Annotated in this window: 22 protein-coding genes and 1 pseudogene; 5 read left to right on the top strand and 18 right to left on the bottom strand. The window is 63.7% G+C overall.

All coding sequences use genetic code 11. The annotated features are described in order from the left end of the window. Positions 1–16 precede the first annotated feature (16 nt). A complete protein-coding gene (gene msrA / locus CIT39_RS28375; RefSeq protein WP_094976954.1) occupies positions 17–733 on the bottom strand; it encodes a peptide-methionine (S)-S-oxide reductase MsrA in 717 nt (238 codons plus the stop codon). 240 nt (positions 734–973) lie between these two features. Between msrA and CIT39_RS28370 the strand changes: the two are divergent. After that, positions 974–1,255 (top strand): annotated as a pseudogene (locus CIT39_RS28370) (caspase family protein); the annotation flags it as partial. A 14-nt stretch (positions 1,256–1,269) separates the two neighbouring features. Here CIT39_RS28370 and CIT39_RS28365 read toward each other — a convergent pair. From CIT39_RS28365 to napE, 8 genes are all read right to left on the bottom strand, one after another. After that, positions 1,270–2,646, bottom strand: a complete 1,377-nt coding sequence (locus CIT39_RS28365; protein ID WP_244607468.1) for an alpha/beta hydrolase — start codon at positions 2,644–2,646, stop codon at positions 1,270–1,272. Between the two features lie 82 nt (positions 2,647–2,728). After that, on the bottom strand, positions 2,729–3,844 hold the full coding sequence (locus CIT39_RS28360) for an ATP-dependent DNA helicase (RefSeq protein ID WP_094976956.1): 1,116 nt from the start codon (positions 3,842–3,844) through the stop codon (positions 2,729–2,731). Positions 3,845–3,944: 100 nt separating this feature from the next. After that, a complete protein-coding gene (locus tag CIT39_RS28355; protein ID WP_244607467.1) occupies positions 3,945–5,036 on the bottom strand; it encodes a DUF2336 domain-containing protein in 1,092 nt (363 codons plus the stop codon). Positions 5,037–5,226: 190 nt separating this feature from the next. Then, complete coding sequence (locus CIT39_RS28350) at positions 5,227–5,880, bottom strand: NapC/NirT family cytochrome c (RefSeq protein ID WP_094976958.1); 654 nt, start codon at positions 5,878–5,880, stop codon at positions 5,227–5,229. Beyond that, complete coding sequence (locus CIT39_RS28345; protein WP_162308730.1) at positions 5,877–6,347, bottom strand: nitrate reductase cytochrome c-type subunit; 471 nt, start codon at positions 6,345–6,347, stop codon at positions 5,877–5,879. The genes CIT39_RS28350 and CIT39_RS28345 overlap by 4 nt, the downstream gene beginning before the upstream one ends. Continuing rightward, entirely contained in the window at positions 6,344–8,857 is a 2,514-nt protein-coding gene (gene napA / locus CIT39_RS28340; RefSeq protein WP_094976960.1) for a nitrate reductase catalytic subunit NapA, read from the bottom strand. Before napA ends, CIT39_RS28345 begins: the two co-directional genes overlap by 4 nt. A gap of 16 nt (positions 8,858–8,873) precedes the next feature. Next, positions 8,874–9,188: a chaperone NapD gene (locus tag CIT39_RS28335; RefSeq protein WP_094893481.1), complete on the bottom strand. Its 315-nt coding sequence runs from the start codon at positions 9,186–9,188 to the stop codon at positions 8,874–8,876. Between the two features lie 25 nt (positions 9,189–9,213). Further along, a complete protein-coding gene (napE, locus tag CIT39_RS28330; protein ID WP_094893482.1) occupies positions 9,214–9,399 on the bottom strand; it encodes a periplasmic nitrate reductase, NapE protein in 186 nt (61 codons plus the stop codon). A 276-nt stretch (positions 9,400–9,675) separates the two neighbouring features. Here napE and CIT39_RS28325 point away from each other — a divergent pair, with 276 nt between their 5' ends. Further along, on the top strand, positions 9,676–10,881 hold the full coding sequence (locus CIT39_RS28325) for an LLM class flavin-dependent oxidoreductase (protein ID WP_094976961.1): 1,206 nt from the start codon (positions 9,676–9,678) through the stop codon (positions 10,879–10,881). 61 nt (positions 10,882–10,942) lie between these two features. On the opposite strand, the gene CIT39_RS28320 is transcribed toward CIT39_RS28325, so the two are convergent. Continuing rightward, entirely contained in the window at positions 10,943–11,524 is a 582-nt protein-coding gene (locus CIT39_RS28320; RefSeq protein ID WP_094976962.1) for a hypothetical protein, read from the bottom strand. A gap of 622 nt (positions 11,525–12,146) precedes the next feature. Between CIT39_RS28320 and CIT39_RS28315 the strand changes: the two genes are divergently transcribed. Further along, positions 12,147–12,929 carry a helix-turn-helix transcriptional regulator gene (locus CIT39_RS28315; RefSeq protein WP_094976963.1) on the top strand — a complete coding sequence of 261 codons (783 nt, stop codon included), beginning with the start codon at positions 12,147–12,149 and terminating at the stop codon, positions 12,927–12,929. An 83-nt stretch (positions 12,930–13,012) separates the two neighbouring features. On the opposite strand, the gene CIT39_RS28310 is transcribed toward CIT39_RS28315, so the two are convergent. The 4 genes from CIT39_RS28310 to CIT39_RS28295 all read right to left on the bottom strand — a co-directional run bounded on the left by CIT39_RS28310 (position 13,013) and on the right by CIT39_RS28295 (position 15,967). Continuing rightward, a complete protein-coding gene (locus CIT39_RS28310; protein WP_414645257.1) occupies positions 13,013–13,504 on the bottom strand; it encodes a hypothetical protein in 492 nt (163 codons plus the stop codon). 141 nt (positions 13,505–13,645) lie between these two features. Beyond that, complete coding sequence (locus CIT39_RS28305; protein ID WP_094976965.1) at positions 13,646–14,140, bottom strand: DUF302 domain-containing protein; 495 nt, start codon at positions 14,138–14,140, stop codon at positions 13,646–13,648. 37 nt (positions 14,141–14,177) lie between these two features. Next, positions 14,178–15,053: an alpha/beta fold hydrolase gene (locus CIT39_RS28300; protein WP_094977093.1), complete on the bottom strand. Its 876-nt coding sequence runs from the start codon at positions 15,051–15,053 to the stop codon at positions 14,178–14,180. Positions 15,054–15,196: 143 nt separating this feature from the next. Then, positions 15,197–15,967, bottom strand: a complete 771-nt coding sequence (locus CIT39_RS28295; protein ID WP_094976966.1) for an alpha/beta hydrolase — start codon at positions 15,965–15,967, stop codon at positions 15,197–15,199. Positions 15,968–16,183: 216 nt separating this feature from the next. Between CIT39_RS28295 and CIT39_RS28290 the strand changes: the two genes are divergently transcribed. Then, the gene (locus CIT39_RS28290) at positions 16,184–17,143 is read left to right on the top strand and encodes an AraC family transcriptional regulator (protein ID WP_162308729.1); all 960 of its coding nucleotides are present in this window, start codon (positions 16,184–16,186) and stop codon (positions 17,141–17,143) included. A gap of 254 nt (positions 17,144–17,397) precedes the next feature. Here the strand turns inward: CIT39_RS28290 and CIT39_RS28285 are convergent, their stop codons facing one another. From CIT39_RS28285 to CIT39_RS33250, 3 genes are all read right to left on the bottom strand, one after another. Further along, a complete protein-coding gene (locus CIT39_RS28285; RefSeq protein ID WP_094976968.1) occupies positions 17,398–17,646 on the bottom strand; it encodes a hypothetical protein in 249 nt (82 codons plus the stop codon). Between the two features lie 17 nt (positions 17,647–17,663). Beyond that, positions 17,664–17,831 (bottom strand): RNA-binding protein, encoded by a 168-nt coding sequence (locus tag CIT39_RS28280; protein WP_094976969.1) that lies wholly within the window; start codon positions 17,829–17,831, stop codon positions 17,664–17,666. Positions 17,832–17,981: 150 nt separating this feature from the next. Next, the gene (locus tag CIT39_RS33250; protein WP_094976970.1) at positions 17,982–18,389 is read right to left on the bottom strand and encodes a response regulator; all 408 of its coding nucleotides are present in this window, start codon (positions 18,387–18,389) and stop codon (positions 17,982–17,984) included. Positions 18,390–18,525: 136 nt separating this feature from the next. Between CIT39_RS33250 and CIT39_RS28270 the strand changes: the two genes are divergently transcribed. Further along, the gene (locus CIT39_RS28270) at positions 18,526–19,404 is read left to right on the top strand and encodes a L,D-transpeptidase (RefSeq protein ID WP_094976971.1); all 879 of its coding nucleotides are present in this window, start codon (positions 18,526–18,528) and stop codon (positions 19,402–19,404) included. A 73-nt stretch (positions 19,405–19,477) separates the two neighbouring features. On the opposite strand, the gene CIT39_RS28265 is transcribed toward CIT39_RS28270, so the two are convergent. Continuing rightward, positions 19,478–20,122, bottom strand: coding sequence for a Rossmann-fold NAD(P)-binding domain-containing protein (locus tag CIT39_RS28265; protein WP_244607465.1), 645 nt, complete (start codon positions 20,120–20,122; stop codon positions 19,478–19,480). Positions 20,123–20,156 lie beyond the last annotated feature (34 nt).

Below are 20,156 nucleotides of genomic sequence, written 5' to 3'. Positions count from 1 at the left end.
TTCGGTGATCTCGCGATCAGTTGGTGGCCTTGCTGGCACTCACCAGCGTCGGCTTTTCAATGTAGTTATCGGCGAACAGCTTTTTCAGGTTCTCGACCTTGGGCAGGTCGTTATAGGCGATGTAGGGCTGGTTCGGGTGCAGCGTCAGATAGTCCTGGTGGTAGGCCTCCGCCGGGTAGAACGCCTCCAACGCGCCGACCTTGGTCACGATCGGCTTGCTGAAGACCTTGGCGCCGTTGAGCTGGGCGATATAGGCCTCCGCCACCTTCTTCTGCTCGTCCGAGGTGGTGAAGACGGCCGAGCGATATTGCGTGCCGGTGTCGGGGCCCTGGCGGTTGAGCTGGGTCGGGTCGTGCGCCACCGAGAAGTAGATCTGGAGGATCTTGCCGTAGGAGATCTTCTTCGGATCGTACTTGATCTCGACCGCCTCGGCATGGCCGGTCCGGCCGGTCGAGACCGTCTGGTAGTCGGCGGTCGCCTTGGTGCCCCCGGCATAGCCGGAGACCGCGTTGACGACGCCCGCGGTGTGCTGGAACACGCCCTGCACGCCCCAGAAGCAGCCGCCGGCGATCACGGCGGTCTGGATCCCGCTCGCAGGTGCCGCATCCATGGCAGGGGCGGGGATCACGACCGCATCCTCCGCAGCCCGGGACGGCGTGGCAAAGGCAAGCGCAAAGGTGAGCGAAAGGGTGGTGGTTGCGGCGAGCAGGGAGGCGAGGGCAGGTCGGCGCATGGCGGATCCTCTTTCGGAAGGTCTGACAGTCTAGGGCGGTCGGGGCCGGACGAACAGTTGCCCGGCGGCGTTTTCGCACTATCCGAGGTACGGACGCGGCCGCCGATTGTTACGGCCGGACGGACACGAGTCCGTGAAATGAGCCGTGCGGGATAGCGCCGACGGCTTGGCGAGACCGGGAACTCCAAGCTAGATGAACCGCGCGCCGACTACCGCGCTGCCGCCTATTCGCTGACGAAGTTGAAGCTGGTCGACAAGGGCTTCTCCAACATCGAGCCCGGCGCCGGCTTCGTGGTGGTCTACACCGCCAAGCATGGCGAGACCGCGATGGACGGCGACGGCAGCGCCAACAGCCCGTTCGCCACCGCGCTCGCCCGCGAAATCAGGCAGCCCCGCGTCGAGATCCGGAAACTGTTCGACATCATCCGCGACGACGTCTGGGCCGCGACGAAGCACGGGCAGCAGCCGTTCACGTATGGCTCGCCGCCGGGCCGCGAGGATTTTTATTTCGTCGCGGGGAAGTGCCGCGCGTCGGTTCACACCATCGAATTGAACCAGTCGAGCACGGTGGACTGTCCGTTCAACACGGCGCTGTTGCCATAGAGGCTCGCCAGGAACGTGACGCGATGGCTTGCGCCGTCAACCGGAACAGCGTCCGCGAAATGTCCGCCGGCGGCGATCGCCGGCTTGACCAGGCGCGGATGCAGCGCCTCGTCGGCCAATCCGTAATAGAACCGGATCGGGGAATCATAATCCCAGAAGGTCGCGCTGTTGTTGCCGAGCTGGCGCAGCAGTCTGCTGTTGGTGTTCTTGGTGAAGCGATCGAAGAACCCGTCCGTCAACAAATCGCCAGCCGGCGGAACGCTCTTGGCGGTCTCGCCCTCCAGGCTGTAGTCGACCCAATATTTTTCCGCGAACGCCTGATATTGCGGTTTGATGGCCGTGGTGAACAGATCGCTCAATCCATAATACCGGCGGTAGCTTCCCAACAGGACGATCAGGCAGGGCGTGATCCAGGCCGGAGGCATTGGATAGGACGGCTCCGTAGAGGGAATATAGGATGCCGGGTTGACCCAGTAATGGAAGCTCTCGGTGAGATTGTTGAACGGGCTCTGGGCCGCGGTTGCGGTCACCTTCATGCCACGGCGTTGCATCTCCTGCTTGAGCCATTGCGTGTTCAGCGCGCCTTGCGACCAGCCGTTCAGGAACAGCGCCGATTGCCGCAGGCCGAGCGCTTTCAGTTCGAGCAGACCGGCATCGAGAACGTCGAGGCAGCACTGCACCGTGGCGCCTTTCACCGCGTAGGCTTCGCCGCGACCGTTGCGATACGGACCCTTGCCGATATAGTCGGCGGCGATGACGGCATAGCCGTTGCCGGCGAAGCGCTGGATGTTGAACAGCGTTTCCAGCGAGTCGACATTGTCGCGGAGCTGGTAGCCTTCGTCGCCGAGCCGCAGCAGGTTCGAAGGAACCTGATCGAACGACAGGATCGTGCCGTGTTGCCAGGACAAGACCGGCAGCGCGCCGCTTCTGCCGACAGGGATTGCGACGAGCGCGCTGACCTTCACGCGCTCTCCTGTCTCAGGCACATGCGTAGAGGTCACGATGCGCCGCAGCTCGACGTCGTAGCGCGCGGCATGCTTCTCGGAAAAGTCCTTGGGCAGGATGTCGCGTTCGTTGAACACGGCATAGGATTTCGCCGCCAGCTCGTTGAGGCGTTCCTTCGAAACCCGCACCGGCTTGCCCGGCTGCGATTGCGCCGCACGACGCGGAGCGGATAGCACTATCCCTGGCGCTGCGACGGATGCCGCGAGCGTGCCGGCCGCGATGCTTGCCGATTTCAGAAACGAGCGACGGCTCGCGCTGGAGATATCATCGGGCGCGTCGCGGGTATCGGTTCTTCGTTCAGCCATGCGCGTCCCCCTGCCGACTGCGCAGTGATACATCGCAAAGCCTAGCGCTTGGTGAATTGTCTGCCCGGTCCGGGCTAGGGCATCACACCACGATACTCAGCCGCTTCGCCGCCCGCGTAATCCCGGTATACAGCCACCGTGCTCTGGATTCCTGAAACGCAAAGCTCTCGTCGAACAGCACGACGTCGTCCCATTGCGAGCCCTGCGATTTGTGCACGGTGAGCACGTAGCCGTAGTCGAACTCGTCATAGGGCTTGCGCTGCTCCCAGCCGATCTGCTCGACGCCACCTTCGAAGCAATCGGCGCGCACCGAGACCTTGGTCACCTTGTGGCCGAAATCCTCGTCCGGCGACAGCCGCATTGACAGGATGCGTGATTTCGAGCGCGAGGTGTTGCGCGACTTCACGCGCCACAGGCCGCCGTTGAACAGGCCTTTCTTGCGATTGTTGCGCAGGCACACCAGCTTGTCGCCGGCGACCGGGAAGACGTCCTCGATGTTCTGGCGCTGGCGCACCCGCATGTTGTAGGCGCGCCTGGTGTTGTTGCGGCCGACCAGGACCTGGTCGGCGCCCATGACGCGATCGGGATCGAGTTCCTTGCGCGAGACCACCTCGCTCTCGCCGTAGCGGCCGATGTCGAGCTCGCGTCCCTCGCGCACGTCCATCGACATCCGCACGATCGGATCGTCCTGGGCCTGGCGGTGCACCTCGGTCAGCATCGCATCCGGCTCGGTGTTGGTGAAGAAGCCGCCGCCCTGGATCGGCGGCAGCTGCGCGGGATCGCCCAGCACCAGCAGCGGACAGTCGAACGACATCAGGTCGCGCCCCAATTCGGCGTCGACCATCGAGCATTCGTCGATCACGATCAGCTTGGCCTTGGAGGCCGGCGCGTCGTCCCACAGCTCGAAGCTCGGCTGCTCCTCGCCGGATTCGCGGGCGCGGTAGATCAGCGAGTGGATGGTGGAGGCGTCGTCGCAGCCCTTGTTGCGCATGACGAGGGCGGCCTTGCCGGTGAAGGCGGCGAACTTCACCTCGCCGTCGACGCCGTCGGCGATGTGCCGGGCCAGCGTCGTCTTGCCGGTCCCGGCGAAGCCGAACAGGCGGAACACCGGCGGCGTGCCGTTACGGCCCGGCTTGGCCTTGAGCCAGTCGCCAACGGCCTTGAGCGCGGCATCTTGATGCGGGGTGAAGGTGGCCATGTCTGTCTTGAGAAGGGATCCGGCGATTCGCCGCTTCTCGGAAACTAACCATTGCGGCCGGCCGTTCAAGCGGCGGACAGGCCGTCCTGCCGGTCCTCGGCTATTTGTCGATCCGGTCGTGCAGCTGCCAGAATCGCAGTGTGCGCTCGGCCGTCGCGGGGGACAGCTTGGCGAAATCCGTGCCCGCGAGCTTCAGGGTGGCCTCGTCGATGCGGTACTTGGCCGGACGATTGCAGAGGATTTTTTCGACCGTGGGCCAGCCGAGGCCTGCCGATTTGCAGGGAATCAGCACGAGATCGGCACGCGGCCCTTCCAGAACCTTCGCCATCAGCTCAGTCGGTGCGCTGTTGTTGAGAAGCCCGAGCGCGGCGGCAACCTCGTCGAATCTCTTGGTTTCCGCGAACCGGGCGATGGCGGCATCATTGAGTTCGTTGAGGCCCTTCATCCGCTTGACGGCCGCTTCAGCCAGGCTGAAATCCCGCTTCGGCTCCGGCGGCGCCGCCTTGCAGGTGATCGCGGCGAGGATGCGCTTGATCTCGGCCTGGAGCTCCGGCGGAGCGATGGTCGCAAGGCGCGCGCGCACGGCCTCGGTCGCGCGCTGCAGCAGGTCGCGAAGATACTTGAGGGGAAGATCGATGCGCAGGCCGAGCGATTCGGCGAGCGCTTCGTCGGCTTCCGCGTGCGCGATCATGCCGCCATAGCCTTCCTCGGAAAAGCGGGCCGTCGTGTTGTCGGCAAGGCGGCGGATGACCTTGCGCTCGCCGCGCTCGACCAGGACGTCCGTGACGACCTCCGGCAGGTCGGCGCGGCCGGAAATGGCGAACAGGTGATCCTGCCCCTTGGCTTTCGCGATCTCGACCAGCGTCGGGGTGCTCAGGCGATTGGACTCGGTCAGCACCTTGCCCGCGACGGCGATCTCGTCGTCCCAGGCGAGGCGTTCGAGCACGCCGGCGGGTGCATAATCCAGCGGTGCCAGACGATCGCCAAGCTCGGCCCTGACGCGACTTTCCACCCGCGTCGCCAGATGCGAGAGCACATGATCGAAGACCTCGACCTGATCGTCGCTGAGGCGCTGCCCCTGGTCGAGAAACAGGTCCGTGACCCGTCGCAAGGTCTCGATCCGCTTGGCCGAGGAGCCGTTACGGACGGCATCTTCGAGCTCGTCGATGATGGAATTCGTCTGCTGCTGCATCATGCTCTTCTGGCCACCGCAGTAGGACTTGGGACAGCTTGCGTCGCGAGCATGATCGGCCCTGTGGTTTAAGCAGGGGATAACGCAGTGGTATAATGAAACTGCCGAATGGAACTTTCGCTATTAGAATTCGGCGTGTCTGACGTCGTCCGCTCGCCGCGCCCGGCGAGCGGTGTGCCAGGAGCGGAGCTTACTGCCAGCCCGGAACGCCGCGCATGTCGGGCAGCTGATGGGCGATGCCCTTGTGGCAGTCGATGCAGGTCTTTTCCTTGGTGAACAGGAAGCGCTGGTGGGCGACCGAGGCGCGCGGCGACTGCTTGGTGATGTCCATGGAATCGGCGCTGTGGCAATTGCGGCATTCCAGGGAATCGTTGGACTTGAAGCGCGCCCACTCATGCGCGGCGAGTTCGAGGCGGTGGTCCTGGAATTTCTCCCGCGTGTTGATCGTGCCGAAAATCTTGCCCCAGACTTCCTTGGAAGCCTGCATCTTGCGGGCGATCTTGTCGGTCCAGTTGTGCGGCACGTGGCAGTCCGGGCAGGTCGCGCGCACGCCGGAGCGGTTGCTGAAATGGATCGTCGACTTCAGCTCGGCGAAGACGTTGTCCTTCATCTCGTGGCAGCCGGTGCAGAACTTCTCGGTGTTGGTGATTTCCAGCGCGGTGTTGAAACCGCCCCAGAAGATCACGCCGGCAACGAAACCAGCGAGGACCAGGGTGCCGAGCGCGAACACCGAGCTCGGCCGGGTCAGCACCCGCCAGAGCTCCAGCGCAAAGACCCAGCTTCGCGCGATGACGCCGCGCTTGGTTTTCAACTCCGGATTGGGCCCGTCAGCGGTCGTCGTCATCGCCGTCCACCGGGGCTCGAGCGCGACAGCAGCGTGTCGATGTCGGTGAAGTCGTTGCTCACGGGCGGCGTGGTGACGTTCTGCGGCACATGGCATTCCGTGCAGAAGAACCGCCGCGGCGAGACCGAGGCCAGGAACTGGCCGTCACGGTCCATGAAATGCGTGATCGAGACCATCGGCGCCTTTGATTCCGCGATGCGTGCCCGCGCGTGGCAGGACAGGCACTTGTTGCCGTTGAGGTCGACCTGGTAGCCGTCGATCGAATGCGGGATCACCGGAGGCTGCTCCGGATAGTTGCGCACCTCCCGTTCCGACGTGTTGCGCATCGGCGTCATCGGCGGCGCCGGGCCTTCGTCGTTGAGCGGGGTCGGGCCGCGCAGGCCGGAGGTCAACGTCTGCGCGGTCAGCGAGCTGACGCCCGCGGCGATCACGACCGCGAGCAGGGCGATTGCTGTTCGTTTCATCATGACAGGTTCACCCGCTCGATACGGACGGCGCACTTCTTGTAGTCGGTTTGCAGCGAGATCGGATCGGTGGCGTCCAGCGTCACCTTGTTGATCAGCTTGGATTCGTCGAACCACGGCACGAACACCAGCCCACGCGGCGGCCGGTCGCGGCCGCGGGTCTCGACACGGGCGCGGATGAAGCCGCGGCGGGACACCACCTTCACCTCGTCGCCACGCCGGATCTTCGCGTCCTGCGCGTCATCCGGATGCATGAAGCAGACGGCCTCGGGGAACGCCTTGTAGAGCTCGGGTACGCGGCGCGTCATGGTGCCGGAGTGCCAGTGCTCCAGCACGCGGCCGGTCGAGAGCCAGAACGGATATTCGCCGTCGGGCGATTCCGCCGGCGGCTCGTAGGGCAGCGCGAAGATGCGCGCCTTGCCGTCGGGATGACCGTAGAATTGCACGCCGGTGCCGGACTTGACGTAGGGGTCGCTGCCCTCGCGGAAGCGCCACCTGGTTTCCTGGCCGTTGACGACGGGCCAGCGCAGGCCGCGCTCCCGGTGATAGGTGTCGAACGGCGCGAGGTCGTGGCCGTGGCCGCGGCCGAACGCGGCGTATTCCTCGAACAGTCCCTTGTGGACGTAGAAGCCGAACGCCTTGGACTCGTCGTTGAGATAGCCCGCCTCGATGTCGGAGACCGGGAACTTGTCGACCTGGCCGTTCTTGTAGAGCACGTCGAACAGCGTCTTGCCGCGAACGTCCGGCTTCTTGGCGATCAGCTCCTCGGGCCAGACCTCCTCGATCTTGAAGCGCTTGGAGAACTCCATGAGCTGCCAGAGATCGGATTTCGACTCGCCGGGGGCCGCCACGAGCTGATGCCAGAACTGCGTGCGCCGCTCGGCATTGCCGTAGGCGCCTTCCTTCTCCACCCACATCGCGGTCGGCAGGATCAGGTCGGCGGCAAGCGCGGTGACCGACGGATAGGCGTCCGAGACCACGATGAAATTGTCGGGATTGCGGAAGCCCGGATAAGTCTCCTCGTTGGCGTTGGGACCGGCCTGGAGGTTGTTGTTGACCTGCACCCAATAGGCGTTGATCAGGCCGTCCTTCAGCATCCGGCTCTGCAACACGGCGTGCGCGCCGGGCTTGTCGGGAATGGTACCCTCGGGGAGCAGCCAGAGGTGCTCGGCCTTGGTGCGGTGCTCCTTGTTGGTCACGACCATGTCGGCCGGCAGCCGGTGCGAGAAGGTGCCGACCTCGCGCGCGGTGCCGCAGGCCGAGGGCTGGCCGGTCAGCGAGAACGGGCTGTTGCCGGGCGAGGAGATCTTTCCGGTCAGGAGGTGGATGTTGTAGATGAGGTTGTTGCACCAGACGCCGCGGGTGTGCTGGTTGAAGCCCATGGTCCAGAACGAGACCACCTTGGTCTTGGGGTCGGCATAGAGCTCGGCGATCGCCTCCAGCCGGTTCATCGGCACGCCGGACATCTCGGCCGCCTTCTCCAGCGTGTACTCCGAGACGAACTTGACGTATTCGTCGTAGGTCATGTCGGTGGAGTCGTTGGCCTTGGCCGCGCCGGTCGCCTTCTTCTGCAGCGGATGCTCCGGCCGCAGGCCATAGCCGATGTCGGTCTGGCCGCGCTTGAACACGGTGTGCGCGGCAACGAAGTCCTTGTTGACCCGGCCGGTCTTGATGATGTGGTTGGCGATGGCGTTGAGGAGGTAGAGGTCGGTCTGCGGCTTGAAGATCATGCCGATGTCGGCGAGGTCGAACGAGCGGTGCTCGAAGGTCGAGAGTACGGCGACGCGGACATGAGGCGCGGAGAGCCGGCGGTCGGCCACGCGCGTCCACAGGATCGGGTGCATCTCCGCCATGTTGGAGCCCCACAGCACGAAGGCATCGGTGGCCTCGATGTCGTCATAGCAACCGGGCGGCTCGTCGATGCCGAAGGTGCGCATCATGCCGGCGACCGCGGAGGCCATGCAGTGCCGCGCATTGGGATCGATGTTGTTGGTGCGGAAGCCGGCCTTGAACAGTTTCGAGGCGGCATAGCCTTCCCAGATCGTCCACTGGCCGGAGCCGAACATGGCGACGCCGTTCGGGCCGCGCTTCTTGATCGCCTCCTTCCACTTCACCTCCATGATGTCGAAGGCTTCGGTCCAGGACACGGGCGTGAACTCGCCGTTCTTGTCGTACTTGCCGTTCGTCTTGCGCAGCATAGGCTGCGTCAGGCGGTCGTGGCCGTACATGATCTTGGAGAGGAAGTAACCCTTGACGCAGTTGAGGCCGCGATTGACCTCGGCCTTGGTGTCGCCGTGGGTGGCGACGACGCGGTTATCCTTGGTCGCGACCATGACCGAGCAGCCGGTACCGCAGAAGCGGCAGGCGGCCTTGTCCCATTTCAGTTCGGCGACGTCGCGCTCGGCGACGAGGTTGGCGGCGAGCGCCGGCACCGGCATGCCCGCGGCGGCGGCCGCGATCGCGGCGGCCTCGAGCTTCAGCATCTGGCGGCGGTCGAGCTTTGGCGATGTCATGATGGCTCTTCCTTGCTCAGGCGGTTTCGATGGCGTGGAAAACCAGCGCCGCGGAATAGACGTCGGGCAGCGACTGGATGGTGTTGAGCAGGGTGCCGAGGCTGCCGGAATCCGGCGCCTCGGTCACGACGATGAGCTTACCGCGCGGATCGCGGCCGTGGATCTCGCAGCCGGCAAGGGCCGTGATCGCGGCTTCGAGCTCGGCGAGGCGCTCGGGGCGCGCCTGCACGATGATGCTGGCGATCTCGCAGCCCGGCGGAGCGACGACCGGGTCGGCACTGAGCACCCGGCCGGTGATCAAGGCGCGGCGATTGAGCGTGGCGTTGGCCATGATGCCTGTCCTTCGTTGTCGGGGATCAATGCGGGGAGGGCGGCGGGCCGGGAGGTCCGGCAAACATCTGGTAGATCCAGACGCCGAGGCCGTAGCTGCCCACGGTTCCGACCGCGAGGACGGGCATCACGACCGCGGTCAGGAACAGGAAGGCGAAAATCTCCATGCGCTTACGGCGCACGCGCGACATCGCGTCGTCAGGGGCCGACATATTCGGTCTCTCAAAATGTGATGGGAATCGGGACGGCATCCGGGCCGTTACCTTGCTGCATTTTAGATGCAGCCGCGCCGCTGACGCGTTGATCTGGATCAAGCCGCGGGCCAGCACTGATGTCGCAGCGCTGCGCAAGGCAAGGCAAGGCAGGTGTCCGCCGCCATTCGCGGCAAGGGAATCAATCTCCCGCGCGGCGGAATTGTCGCTCCGTAGACAGCGGCGCCTCGCGCATTAAGATGAGCCCAACCATAAAAAAACGGGGAGAGCGACGCCATGAAGTTTGGCATCTTCTACGAGCTGCAACTGCCGCGGCCCTGGGTGGCCGGCGACGAGCTCGCCCTCTACCAGAACGCGCTGACGCAGATGGAGCTCGCCGACAAGCTCGGCTACGACCACGCCTGGGTGGTCGAGCATCACTTCCTCGAGGAATATTCGCACTCGCCCTCGCCGGAATCCTTCCTCGCCGCCGCCAGCCAGCGCACGAAGAACATCCGGCTCGGCCACGGCATCCTGCAGCTCACCACCAACCATCCGGCGCGCGTCGCCGAGCGGGTCGCGGTGCTCGATCTGCTCTCGAACGGCCGCTGCGAATTCGGCATGGGCGAGAGCGCCTCCATCACCGAGCTGACGCCGTTCGGCCGCGACATGGAGACCAAGAAGGAAGTGTTCGAGGAGGCCGTCGCCGCGATCTTCCCGATGTTCAGGGATGCCGGCTCCGAGCATCACGGCAAGTATTTCGACATCCCCTTGCGCAACGTCGTCCCGAAACCCGTGCAGAAGCCGCATCCGCCGCTGTGGATGGCGTGCTCGCAGCTGCCGACCATCGAGCGCGCCGGCCGCCACGGCTTTGGTGCGCTCGGTTTCCAGTTCGTCAGCGCCGACGCCGCGCATGCCTGGGTGCACGCCTATTACAACGCCATGACCAAGCGGCTTCATAAGCTCGCCGACTACCAGATCAATCCGAACATGGCGCTGGTGTCGTTCTTCATGTGCGCCAAGACCGACGAGGAGGCGCGCGCGCGCGCCGACGGCGCCACCTTCTTCCAGTTCGCGCTGCGCTTCTACGGCGCCGCGCAGAACCGCCAGCGGCCCGCGCCCTACACCGTCAACATGTGGGACGAGTACAACAAGTGGAAGCGCGACAATCCGGAAGCGCAGGAGGCGGCCTTGCGCGGCGGCCTGATCGGCTCGCCCGAAACCATCCGCAAGAAGCTGAGGCGCTTCCAGTCCTCGCATATCGACCAGGTCATCCTGCTCAACCAGGCCGGAAAAAACAGCCACGAGCACATCTGCGAATCGCTGGAGCTGTTCGGCCGCGAGGTGATGCCGGAATTCCAGAACGATCCGGCGCAGGAGGCCTGGAAAAAGAGCGTGATGAGCGGCGCGATCCAACTGGAGGAGATCGACACGCAGGCCTTCACGGATCGCTACGGCAAGCTCGCGATCAACGTTCCGCCGGCCAAGGCTGCGGCGGGGTAAGACAAACTCCGCAAGTCTTCCCAGCCAGGTCTCTGGCCGACATGAGACCTGCGGCGGGACGTCACTTGGATTCACGTCCCGTCTGGAAGTTCTGAGCGGCTCCGTTCACCGGATTCCATTGCACCCGACCATCGGAAGCGGACAGGTTCAGACCTCCGCCGGTCCCGTAGAGAACCATGTGACCCGAGCTGGCGGTGTCGACGGCCAGCGTGGCACGGGGAAGTTTTCCGGCATTGAACATCGTCAAGGACGCATCCTGATGATCGTTCAGAGACAGCACGGCCCGGGAGCCCTGCTCCGTATCCAGGAGCGACACCGAAGGTGCACCATCCTGGCGCAGCCCGATGCTAAGACGCACCTTCTCGCGGCCATCGAACAACGAGATATGCGGCGTTCCCTCGGACGTGGATGAGATCAAGGCGACGATTTTGCCGGTGTCATTGCGTAAGGCGATGGTTTCCACGGACAAGGTCTTGGTTTTGACCGCGCCGGCACTGACGGACGAGTGCCATAGGGATGTAAGGATCGCCGCAGACGCCATGATCGTAGCGCCAAGAACACTCCACCGCAGAGCCTTCAGCAATTGGTCCTGACGCTGGATATGCGATGCCAGATTTTCAAGCGTGGGTTCTGCCTTCAGCATAACTTCTCCCTTGCGTTCGAGTATGCCTGAGAACCCAGGCGAGGGCCGATGCCGGGTGCGGATTCTGCGCACCCGGCAGAAGATGCCGGCGACAAACCGTCGAGACAGTCAAATCAGCGGCCGCCCGGAAGGTAGTTCCGCTTGCAAGTTTCGATGTTCTTGTTCCGGTTCGGGTAGTCGGCACCGAAGGCCCCTACGTATTTCAGGCAGTCCATGTATGACTTGTTTCCCATCCACCCGTATTGAGAGCCCCAGCCTGCTGCAGCCGGTGACAGGTGGGTGGATCCGAGGAGGGAGCCGAGCCCGATGAGGGCGGCGAAGAGAGCAAGGCGGGCGGTTTTCATGTGAGGACCTTCTGTCTGGGCGGCGGGTTTGCGGCCACGATCCACAGTGCCGCAATCGCCTTGAACCTTCAGTGACCCACATCACCTGATGGACGTTGGCGGGCTTTCCGGCCGCATGCACCATCAGGGCTCAGAACCTTTTACAGGCCAACGCCGTTGACGGCAGTTCACCAGCGCCAGCGTGGTGAACAACGTCGTGCAATGCATCCGACGGCCGGCGCCTTCCGCTGCGCGCTTCTTGCTGATAAATTTCGTCCAAAGACGACAGGGAGAGAAGGATGCGCCCTCACGGGACGCCCGTAAATCCGGCGGCTGGCGATGTCACCTCCGCGGTGCTTGCCATCGGCCGCCCCGATTTCCCAAATGTGCTGATCGACACGCTGCGCCGGCACGCCGATGTCGGCCATTGCATGGTGTTCGCGCTGAGCCGTGCCGGTGCCGCGACCTGCCTGCTCGATGCCGGCAATATTCCGACCGGCGGCGATCTCGGCGCCGCCTATGCCGGCCAGTTCCACGAATCCGATCCCAACCGCGATGCGCTGTTCGAAGGCGAGGGCGCTGCGCCAATCATGCTGCCGGCCTTCGCGCCGCGGATGTACGGCGCGCGCTACCGCAAGATCTTCTTCCACGATTCCGGTATCGTCGACAAATGCGCCACCGCGATCTGGATCGGCGACACCTGCTTCTACGTCAATTTCTACCGCATCACGACGCAGGGTCGCTTCAGCGCCGCCCAGCGCGAGCGGTTGCAGATGATCGCACCGGCGATCGGCGCCAGCGTGGCGCGCCATTTCCAGTCGAGCACAACGCCCTCGCCGTCGCTCGCGGAATTGCTCGCGACGCGCGCGCCACTCTCGAACCTGACGCCGCGCGAGCAGGAGGTCTGTTGCCGCATCCTGCTAGGTCTCAGCTCCGAGGCGATCTCGCAAGGCCTCGGCATCAGCCTGCATTCGACCCTGACCTACCGCAAGCGCGCCTATCAGCGGCTCGGCATCTCCTCGCAGAACGAATTGTTTGCGATCGTGCTGGGTTTGCTGGCAGGACCACACGGCCTGAATTGAGGCGGAGATGCCCGCTTCCGGAAGCAAGGTGGACGCCGGCCCGGATCGCCGCGGTTTCGTGCCGAACAGTCGAAGCCTGCCGCCTAGCGTTTCGTGGCGGGTACGGGCGGCACCGGCAGAATAATTTCGGAGGCGATCTTCCAGTCCGCTCCGATGCGAAGCCAATTGATGATCATGAGAAACGGTCGGGCTGTTCCATCCTGTCCCGCATAAGAGACCGTGATGTTCATCGGCACGTAGGACTCGGCGACATCGCGCGTCAGCCCGACAACCCTGAGCTTCGAATAGTCTGGTTCGAGCACGACCGGGCCGGAACTGCCGATATCATGCAGTTTCCGATCAATCGCCTCGTTGCCCCAGAAACCGGCCCAGTTTCCTTCGGACGGGATCGCGCTCTTCGCCACCAGCAGAGCGGAGGGCGATTGCCAGAACATGTCATGCAGAGCCTGGAAATCGTGCCTGTTGGCCAATTCCATGAGCGTGCCGAATTTTGATTTGATCGTACTCAGCTCGGCAGAATCCAGCGGCTCCCCGGGCGATGCGGCTGCAGCGCCGGAGGAAACAGCCGACACCATGAGAATGGCAAGAAGCAACCTGTTCACCAGAACTCCCCTTCGATTGTTCGAGTATTCGTGTGGCGGCACATCTCAGCGCCTGCGGCATTGTGCGAACGAGATGAGATCACATTCGGTCGACAGAAACGGCATCGGAGATCGTCAGCCCGCGCATTCGCGCAGCAAGCTCGTCACCTTCGCATCCAGATCCCGGGCGACGGCAAGGGCTTCCGCGTTGGCATAATGCAACAGGTAACTCTCCATCTGGTCGTAAGACAGGTGCACGCCGTCGGAGCGTTCATCGACCAGGATGGTGATTGGGGCGTAAGATCCGGCATCGGGCACGTGCTTGACCATCTCCTTCATGATGAGTGGATTGCCGATGACAAACCGCATGATCCTGGGTGTCGCGGCCCCGGTTTCACGACGCAGAATGTCGCCCAGGTCGAACTCCGCGAAGCGCATGAGACCTGTACGGCCAAGGCCGCTCTTCACGACACGCTCCAGATCCCGGAATTCATTCGTCGCCCGCGTGGCCCTGAAAAATTCGTTCATGTCGGGCTGCCCCACCGCCGATCTGAGCATGGCCACCACCGCGTCGAACGGCTTTGAGCTCGTGACGCTGAATCGCGATACCTGAATTTGCACGATTGTCATTCCATCCTCTTCAATGCTCTCAAGGCCCGCGTCGGAGTCACGCTGCCGTAGACCGTGTGTCGAGAAACCTCCGGACGTGGTCGACGAAGATTTCGTGGTGCTGAAACAGGGCGCCATGACCTGAATCGGGATAAAGCACCAGCTGCGCATTGCGGAGTTGCTTGAACATTGCGTAGGCGTTGTCCGCGGGCAGCATCGTGTCATGGCTGCCGCTGACCACCAGGGCGGGCTGATGAATGGCGCGCAGAATCTCATGATCAGGATCAGGTGTGGCGCACCAGGTGATCAGGGCCTTGGCCTGCGGATCCGTCACCGCTTTGCCGTTATCGGTATCGCGATCGTCCGAGCGCACTCTCGTTCGCTTGAGAAACGCCAATCCTGAAGCGCGGCTATTGGAGGATTTGGTGAAGAACAACGGCAAGCGCGGGTCGGGCGCGTCCGCCTGGGAAAACGCGTCTTGCAGAACTGCCAACAAATGTTCCTCTCCCCCTCGCGGCGCAGTCGCTACAAGGATGAGCTTGCGGACCGGCCCTCCGTGCTCGGCGGCGATCTGCTGAGCGACGCAGCCACCAAGAGAAAAGCCCAACAGGTCGACCTCCGCGAGGCCAAGCGAGTTGATGAACTCGACCGCGTCTCGTGCCATCGCCGCGACGTTGTCGGGCGTTTGACCGCTCGAGCGGCCGACCCCGGCGTTGTCGAAGGCGATCACGGGGCGATCGGCGGCAAGGGAATTGACGACGGCGGGATCCCAGGCATCGATGTTGCCCGAAAAATGCTGCAGGAGAACGAGCGGGGTTCCGGTCGCCGGGCCCAGGCGACGATAGGCGAAGCGGATGGTGCGGCTTTCGACATAGCGGGTCGGCGCCGTTTCAAGCGTGGCTCCATCGTGGCTGGGGATATCGAGTTCAGTCATTTCATCCTCGATGAACAAGTTGCCGTGGGGTGAGCGGGTGGCGCAGCCTTGCGCGAGGGCGGCGATGCGGAGACCGCAGCCGGGGCAGGATTTGCTATTTTAAGTTGATCGCTCCCGGCACGTGTGCGCCGGGAGCGGCGTCGTCACTTTGCGAGCGAGGCCTTTTCGATCACCGCGGCGACTTCTTTCGCATGAACGACGAGCGAAGCATGGCTGCCGGCGACTTCCGTCGTCTGGGCCTTCATGGCGGCTGCAAAATGCCTCTGGACCTCGGGCGCGATCACCTTGTCCTTCGTGGTGACCACATAGAAAGTCGGCTTATCGCGCCACGCGGCAACATCGACCGGGGCCTCGAACGCGACGTGGTTCAGCGGAAGCTGATGGTTGGCCAAGGCTTCCGCGATCTTCGGCGGAAGGTCAGCCGCGACCGCAGATGGGAACACCTTGGGATCGATGTAGAGGTTGCCCTTGTCGTCAGGATGGATCGCCGCGGTGCCCTCGGTGGCCGGACCGCTCTTGGCGAGGGTCGCCAGAGATTGGCCGACGTCAGGCGCGAAAGCGGAAACGTAAACGAGCGCCGATACCTTGGGATCGTTGCCGGCCTGCGTGATCACCACGCCGCCCCATGAGTGGCCGACGAGGACGGTCTTGCCGCTCTGCTTCGCCAGCGCCTGCTTGGTGGCATCGACGTCGGCGGCAAGCGACGTGAGCGGATTCTCGACCAGCGTGACGTTGTAGCCCTTCTTCGTGAGAATTTCGGCGACGGGCTGCCAGCTCGTCTGGTCCACGAAAGCGCCGTGGACGAGCACGATGTTGGGGGCCGCTCCCTTGGGCAGTTCGGCGGAATGAGCCGAGCCGACCAATGTCGTTCCGGCCAGAAGTACGGTGGCGGCAGAGAGGAGAATATTTCGCATGAATCGTTCCTGTTGGCATGTCGGACGAGCACGGTCCGAAGGAATGGACAGGCGTTTCCGGTAAGGTCGCGGTTTTTTCCATCCGCCCCTGGGCGAAGGGTTGCCGCTCCTGACGTCGGCCCGCGCCGGCATGACCTATTGCGCGGATCTTCCGGACGATAGAGATCGATCGTCCGGATGTTGTGTCCAATCGTCCACCGGACTAATCTCGGCGACATGGACATACTCGCCCAAGTGCTCGATCGGGTTCGTCTCGGCGGGACGCTGCTGTTTCACTTCGAGCTCGGCCATCCCTGGCACCTCGAGTTGCCGGCGCGACCGTACGCTCTGTTTCATTATCTCAGCCAAGGCTCGGCTACTCTCGCCCTCGAACAGGGAGAGCAGATCCAGATGTCCGAGGGCGATTTCGTCGTCATCACGCGGGGAGAGCCCCACGTGTTCTATTCGGATCGCCGCGCCAAGCCTTTGCGGATCATGGATATCGACCGAACGTCGGCGCGCCTTGGCGTCGTTCGTCACGGCACAGGTGCAAAGCCGCTCTCGACGATGATTTGCGGCAATTTCACCGTGTCACGGCCTCTGTTTGGCAGTGTGCTGGAGCTGCTTCCACCCGTGCTGCTGCTGAAGCGGACCACCGATGGTGGTTGGCTTGAAGCGATCCTCCGCCGTATGGTCAGCGAGTCCGCGCTCGAGCGTCCAGGCCAACGCGTCGCGCTTTCACGATTGACCGAAGTGCTCTTCGTCGAGGTGCTCCGAAGCTGGATTGCATCTCTCAGTCCCGGACAGGGCGGCTGGCTTGGTGCAATATCCGACCCTCATATCGGACCGGCGCTCAAGCTGATTCACGAAAACCCCGAGCGGCCCTGGACACTGAGCGATCTTGGCCACCGTGTAGGGCTCGGCCGCTCGGTATTTTCGGCGCGCTTTACCAAGCTCGTCGGCCAGTCCATGCACCGTTATGTGATCGAGCGCCGGATGGCGGAGGCTGCGTTCCTGTTGGAAACCAGCGATGAGCCTATCGCCCGGATTGCGAGCCGGGTCGGTTACGAGACACCTGCGGCATTTTCCAAGCTGTTCAATCGATATCACAGCCTATCGCCCGGTCGGTACCGGGCAGCCAGACAATCCAACGGCGACGAAAGACAAACGAGCATTCCGGAACAAGCTGCCGATTGACGATCGGCTCTCGCGGAGCCTGAACTGAAGCGGCAAGCGGCCTCAGCCTGGGAAGGGTAATGAGCTGAGGCCGCTGACGCTTCGGCACGGAGGCGAATCCAACCGAGGCCGGACGAGGTTAGGCTTTCTTCCTCGTCGCACGATGTTCACATCTGAACGTTCGCGCGACGTTGTTCTGTTCGATGCTTTACATCTCGTGAATGCCCTTGCGGCATCCCGGCGGTCTCATGCGTACCGAAGCGAGCCGAATGCAATCAATTTTCGATCGTCCGAAGCGGCCGATCGGCCGGGTCGCGCGACGGATCAGCCAGGTGCTCGGGCCATTCGATTGGCCTGCAGACGAGCCCGCGACGCTCGATCTCCTTGAACAGACGATCAGCGCGGTGTCTGGCGGGTAGCCCGATCAACCTGGTGCCGGCCAAGGCATCGGCCTGCACCTCGTTGCGAATGAACTCGTGCATTCGCATGATGAAATGATCGGAAAGCCCTGCAAATTCGCTCATGGTAAGCCGCGCTCTACCTAGAAAAAAAGCCACTCGATCAGGCGCCAGCCGACCCATGCGATTGCGGCGATCCATGCGATCATGGGGATGCCGACGGCGCCGAGGAATGCCAGCCCGACGGCGTAGTCGTGGGCTTCGCGGCGCTTGGCCTTCGACAGCGTGTGCTGGTCGGTCCTCTTGAGCATGTCATCCCTGCCTGGTTGCCAGGCTAGCGAGGGCGGCTTCGATGGACAAACGCCGGCTCGAATTAACCTCACCGGTCAACCTTACCTGCGCGGCATGGCGGCGGAGTGAGTGCGTGTCCTTATGGCCAAGCTCGCCGTTCGGATGCGGCGTTACTGGCGCGTCAAGGTGCGTATGGATTCCAGGAGCCGCTCGAGTCGGTAGGGCTTGTGGAGCATGATGCTCCCGGAAACCGGGCGCGGATCTGATTGAGTGTATCCAGTGGCGTAGATGACGGGAATGGCGGGATGACTCTGCCTGCATCTTATTGCGACGTCCCACCCGGAAATCTGCCCCGGCAGCCTTACGTCCGTGAAGATGAGGTCCGGAGTGACTTCGGCGCAAAGCTGCAGCGCGTGCTCTCCGCTCCCGGCTTGAAGAACTTCGTGCCCGTGACCCTCCAATATGTCCACGACCACATCGCGGATCAGGTCTTCGTCTTCAACGACCAGAATTTGCAAATCATTCTCCCGGCAGGCGCGCCCTGTTATTCCGGGCTTGCCTCGCTGTAGAGCGCGCATTGTGAAGCATCAGGATAAAAAGCGTTAACCATCGCCAGCGGTTCCATTCCGGGCGGGATTGCTTCGATGTTTCTTAAATCTTGCTGGGTACCTCTCTTGGGCAGGGTGACTTGGGCAGGGTGACTTGGGGAAAGCGATGAAGAAGCGGGCCAAACGCGGAAAGGCGGAGACTTTCGCTCTCCCGATGGCCGCGCGCGTTGCGATCGGCGTCGTGGCCGTCGCCGTCGTGGGCTACGGTTTGCTGTCCAAACCGGCGAGCGTGCAGCCAGTCCGGAAGCCCGCGCAGGAGGCCAAGGCATCGTCGACGCCGGTTTACGTGGCGCCTCCGGTTCATGCCGCAGCGGTGGCTCCAGTCCCGGCTGCAGCTCCGATTCCGACACCGGCTCCGGCGCCTCTGGCCGAGCCGCCAAAAGCCGACGCCGAGGGTCCCGGGGCATTGGTCCGGCAGGTGGTTGACTACGCAAGCCGCCAGACGCCCGGCACCGTGATCATCGATACCGGAAACACATTCCTTTATCTCGTCCTGAACGACAGGCAGGCGTTGCGCTACGGCATCGGTGTCGGCCGCGAAGGTTTCACCTGGTCCGGCGAGCAGACCGTGGCCCGCAAGGCAGAATGGCCGGATTGGCATCCGCCGACTGAAATGATCGGGCGTCAACCTTATCTGCCGCGGTTCATGGCGGGCGGCCCCGGCAACCCGCTCGGCGCGCGCGCGATGTATCTCGGCGAAACCGAATATCGCATTCACGGCACCAACAACCCCAATACGATCGGCAAGCGAGTGTCGTCCGGCTGTATCCGGCTGACCAATGACGACGTCACGGACCTCTATGAGCGGGTGAAGGTCGGCGCGAAGGTGATCGTGCTTCCGGCAAGCGCCGCCCGCAGACCATCCCAGGGCACGCCGGCCGACGCCGCCTTCCGATTGCCGGACCCGGCATCGCCGTCGAAGCGGCCGTTGGCGGCTAACGCGCAGATGCTGTCATCCGGACCGAGAATCGCCGAGGCGCGGTAGCTCCAAGGTCTGGCTCCAAGGATCTGGCAGAGCCGCGCAGCGTCGTCCGGCACGCGCAGCTGGACGGGCGGTGTCAGTCGCCGCCTTCCGCCAGTTGTCCGGCTCCAATGACGTGCCTTCCCGGTTCGCCGGCAACAGCGGCCTCGATGAGCTGGCGGGCCACGTTGGTCACCGAACTGACGCGCGCAACTGGCGGCAACAGGGGAGATATGAAGCCCAGGACGTTCCGCACGGCTCGCTGTACCGGCCTGCTTTCGGCACGCTCGCCATCCAGGAATCCTGGCCGCAGGATCGTCAGGGACGGGAAAGCGAGCGCCTCGACCGCTTCCTCCACCTCGCCCTTCGTCCGTGTGTAGAGAAACAGGGATCGCGGGTCGGCGCCCAGGGACGATACCAGCGCGAGCCGACCGACTCCGGCGTCGCGCAGCCGCCGCGCGACCAGCAGCACCAGTTCGTAATCGACCGCGCGAAATGCTGCTGCCGACCCTGCCGCCGCCCGCGTCGTTCCGAGCGCGCAGATTGCGCCGTCGGCTCGCCATTCCTCACCGCCGGCACCGGCAATCAGATCATCGAGCCGGGGATTGCTGACCCGTTCCTCGGGCGGCAGCGCACGCCGCGTCGGCGCGATGATGCGCGTGACGCGAGAGTCCGCAAGAGCGAGCGTCATCGCGCGGCCGCCAACCAGCCCCGTCGCGCCTGCGATGAACAATGTGGTCATGACCATCCCGTCCCGGCTTTGCAGGCCAAACTTT

The sequence above is a fragment of the Bradyrhizobium symbiodeficiens genome (genome assembly GCF_002266465.3).
In the GTDB taxonomy this organism is placed as follows: Bacteria; Pseudomonadota; Alphaproteobacteria; order Rhizobiales; family Xanthobacteraceae; genus Bradyrhizobium; species Bradyrhizobium symbiodeficiens.
Note: the sequence above shows the minus strand (reverse complement) of the source record. Positions and strands in the feature narration are given on the sequence as shown.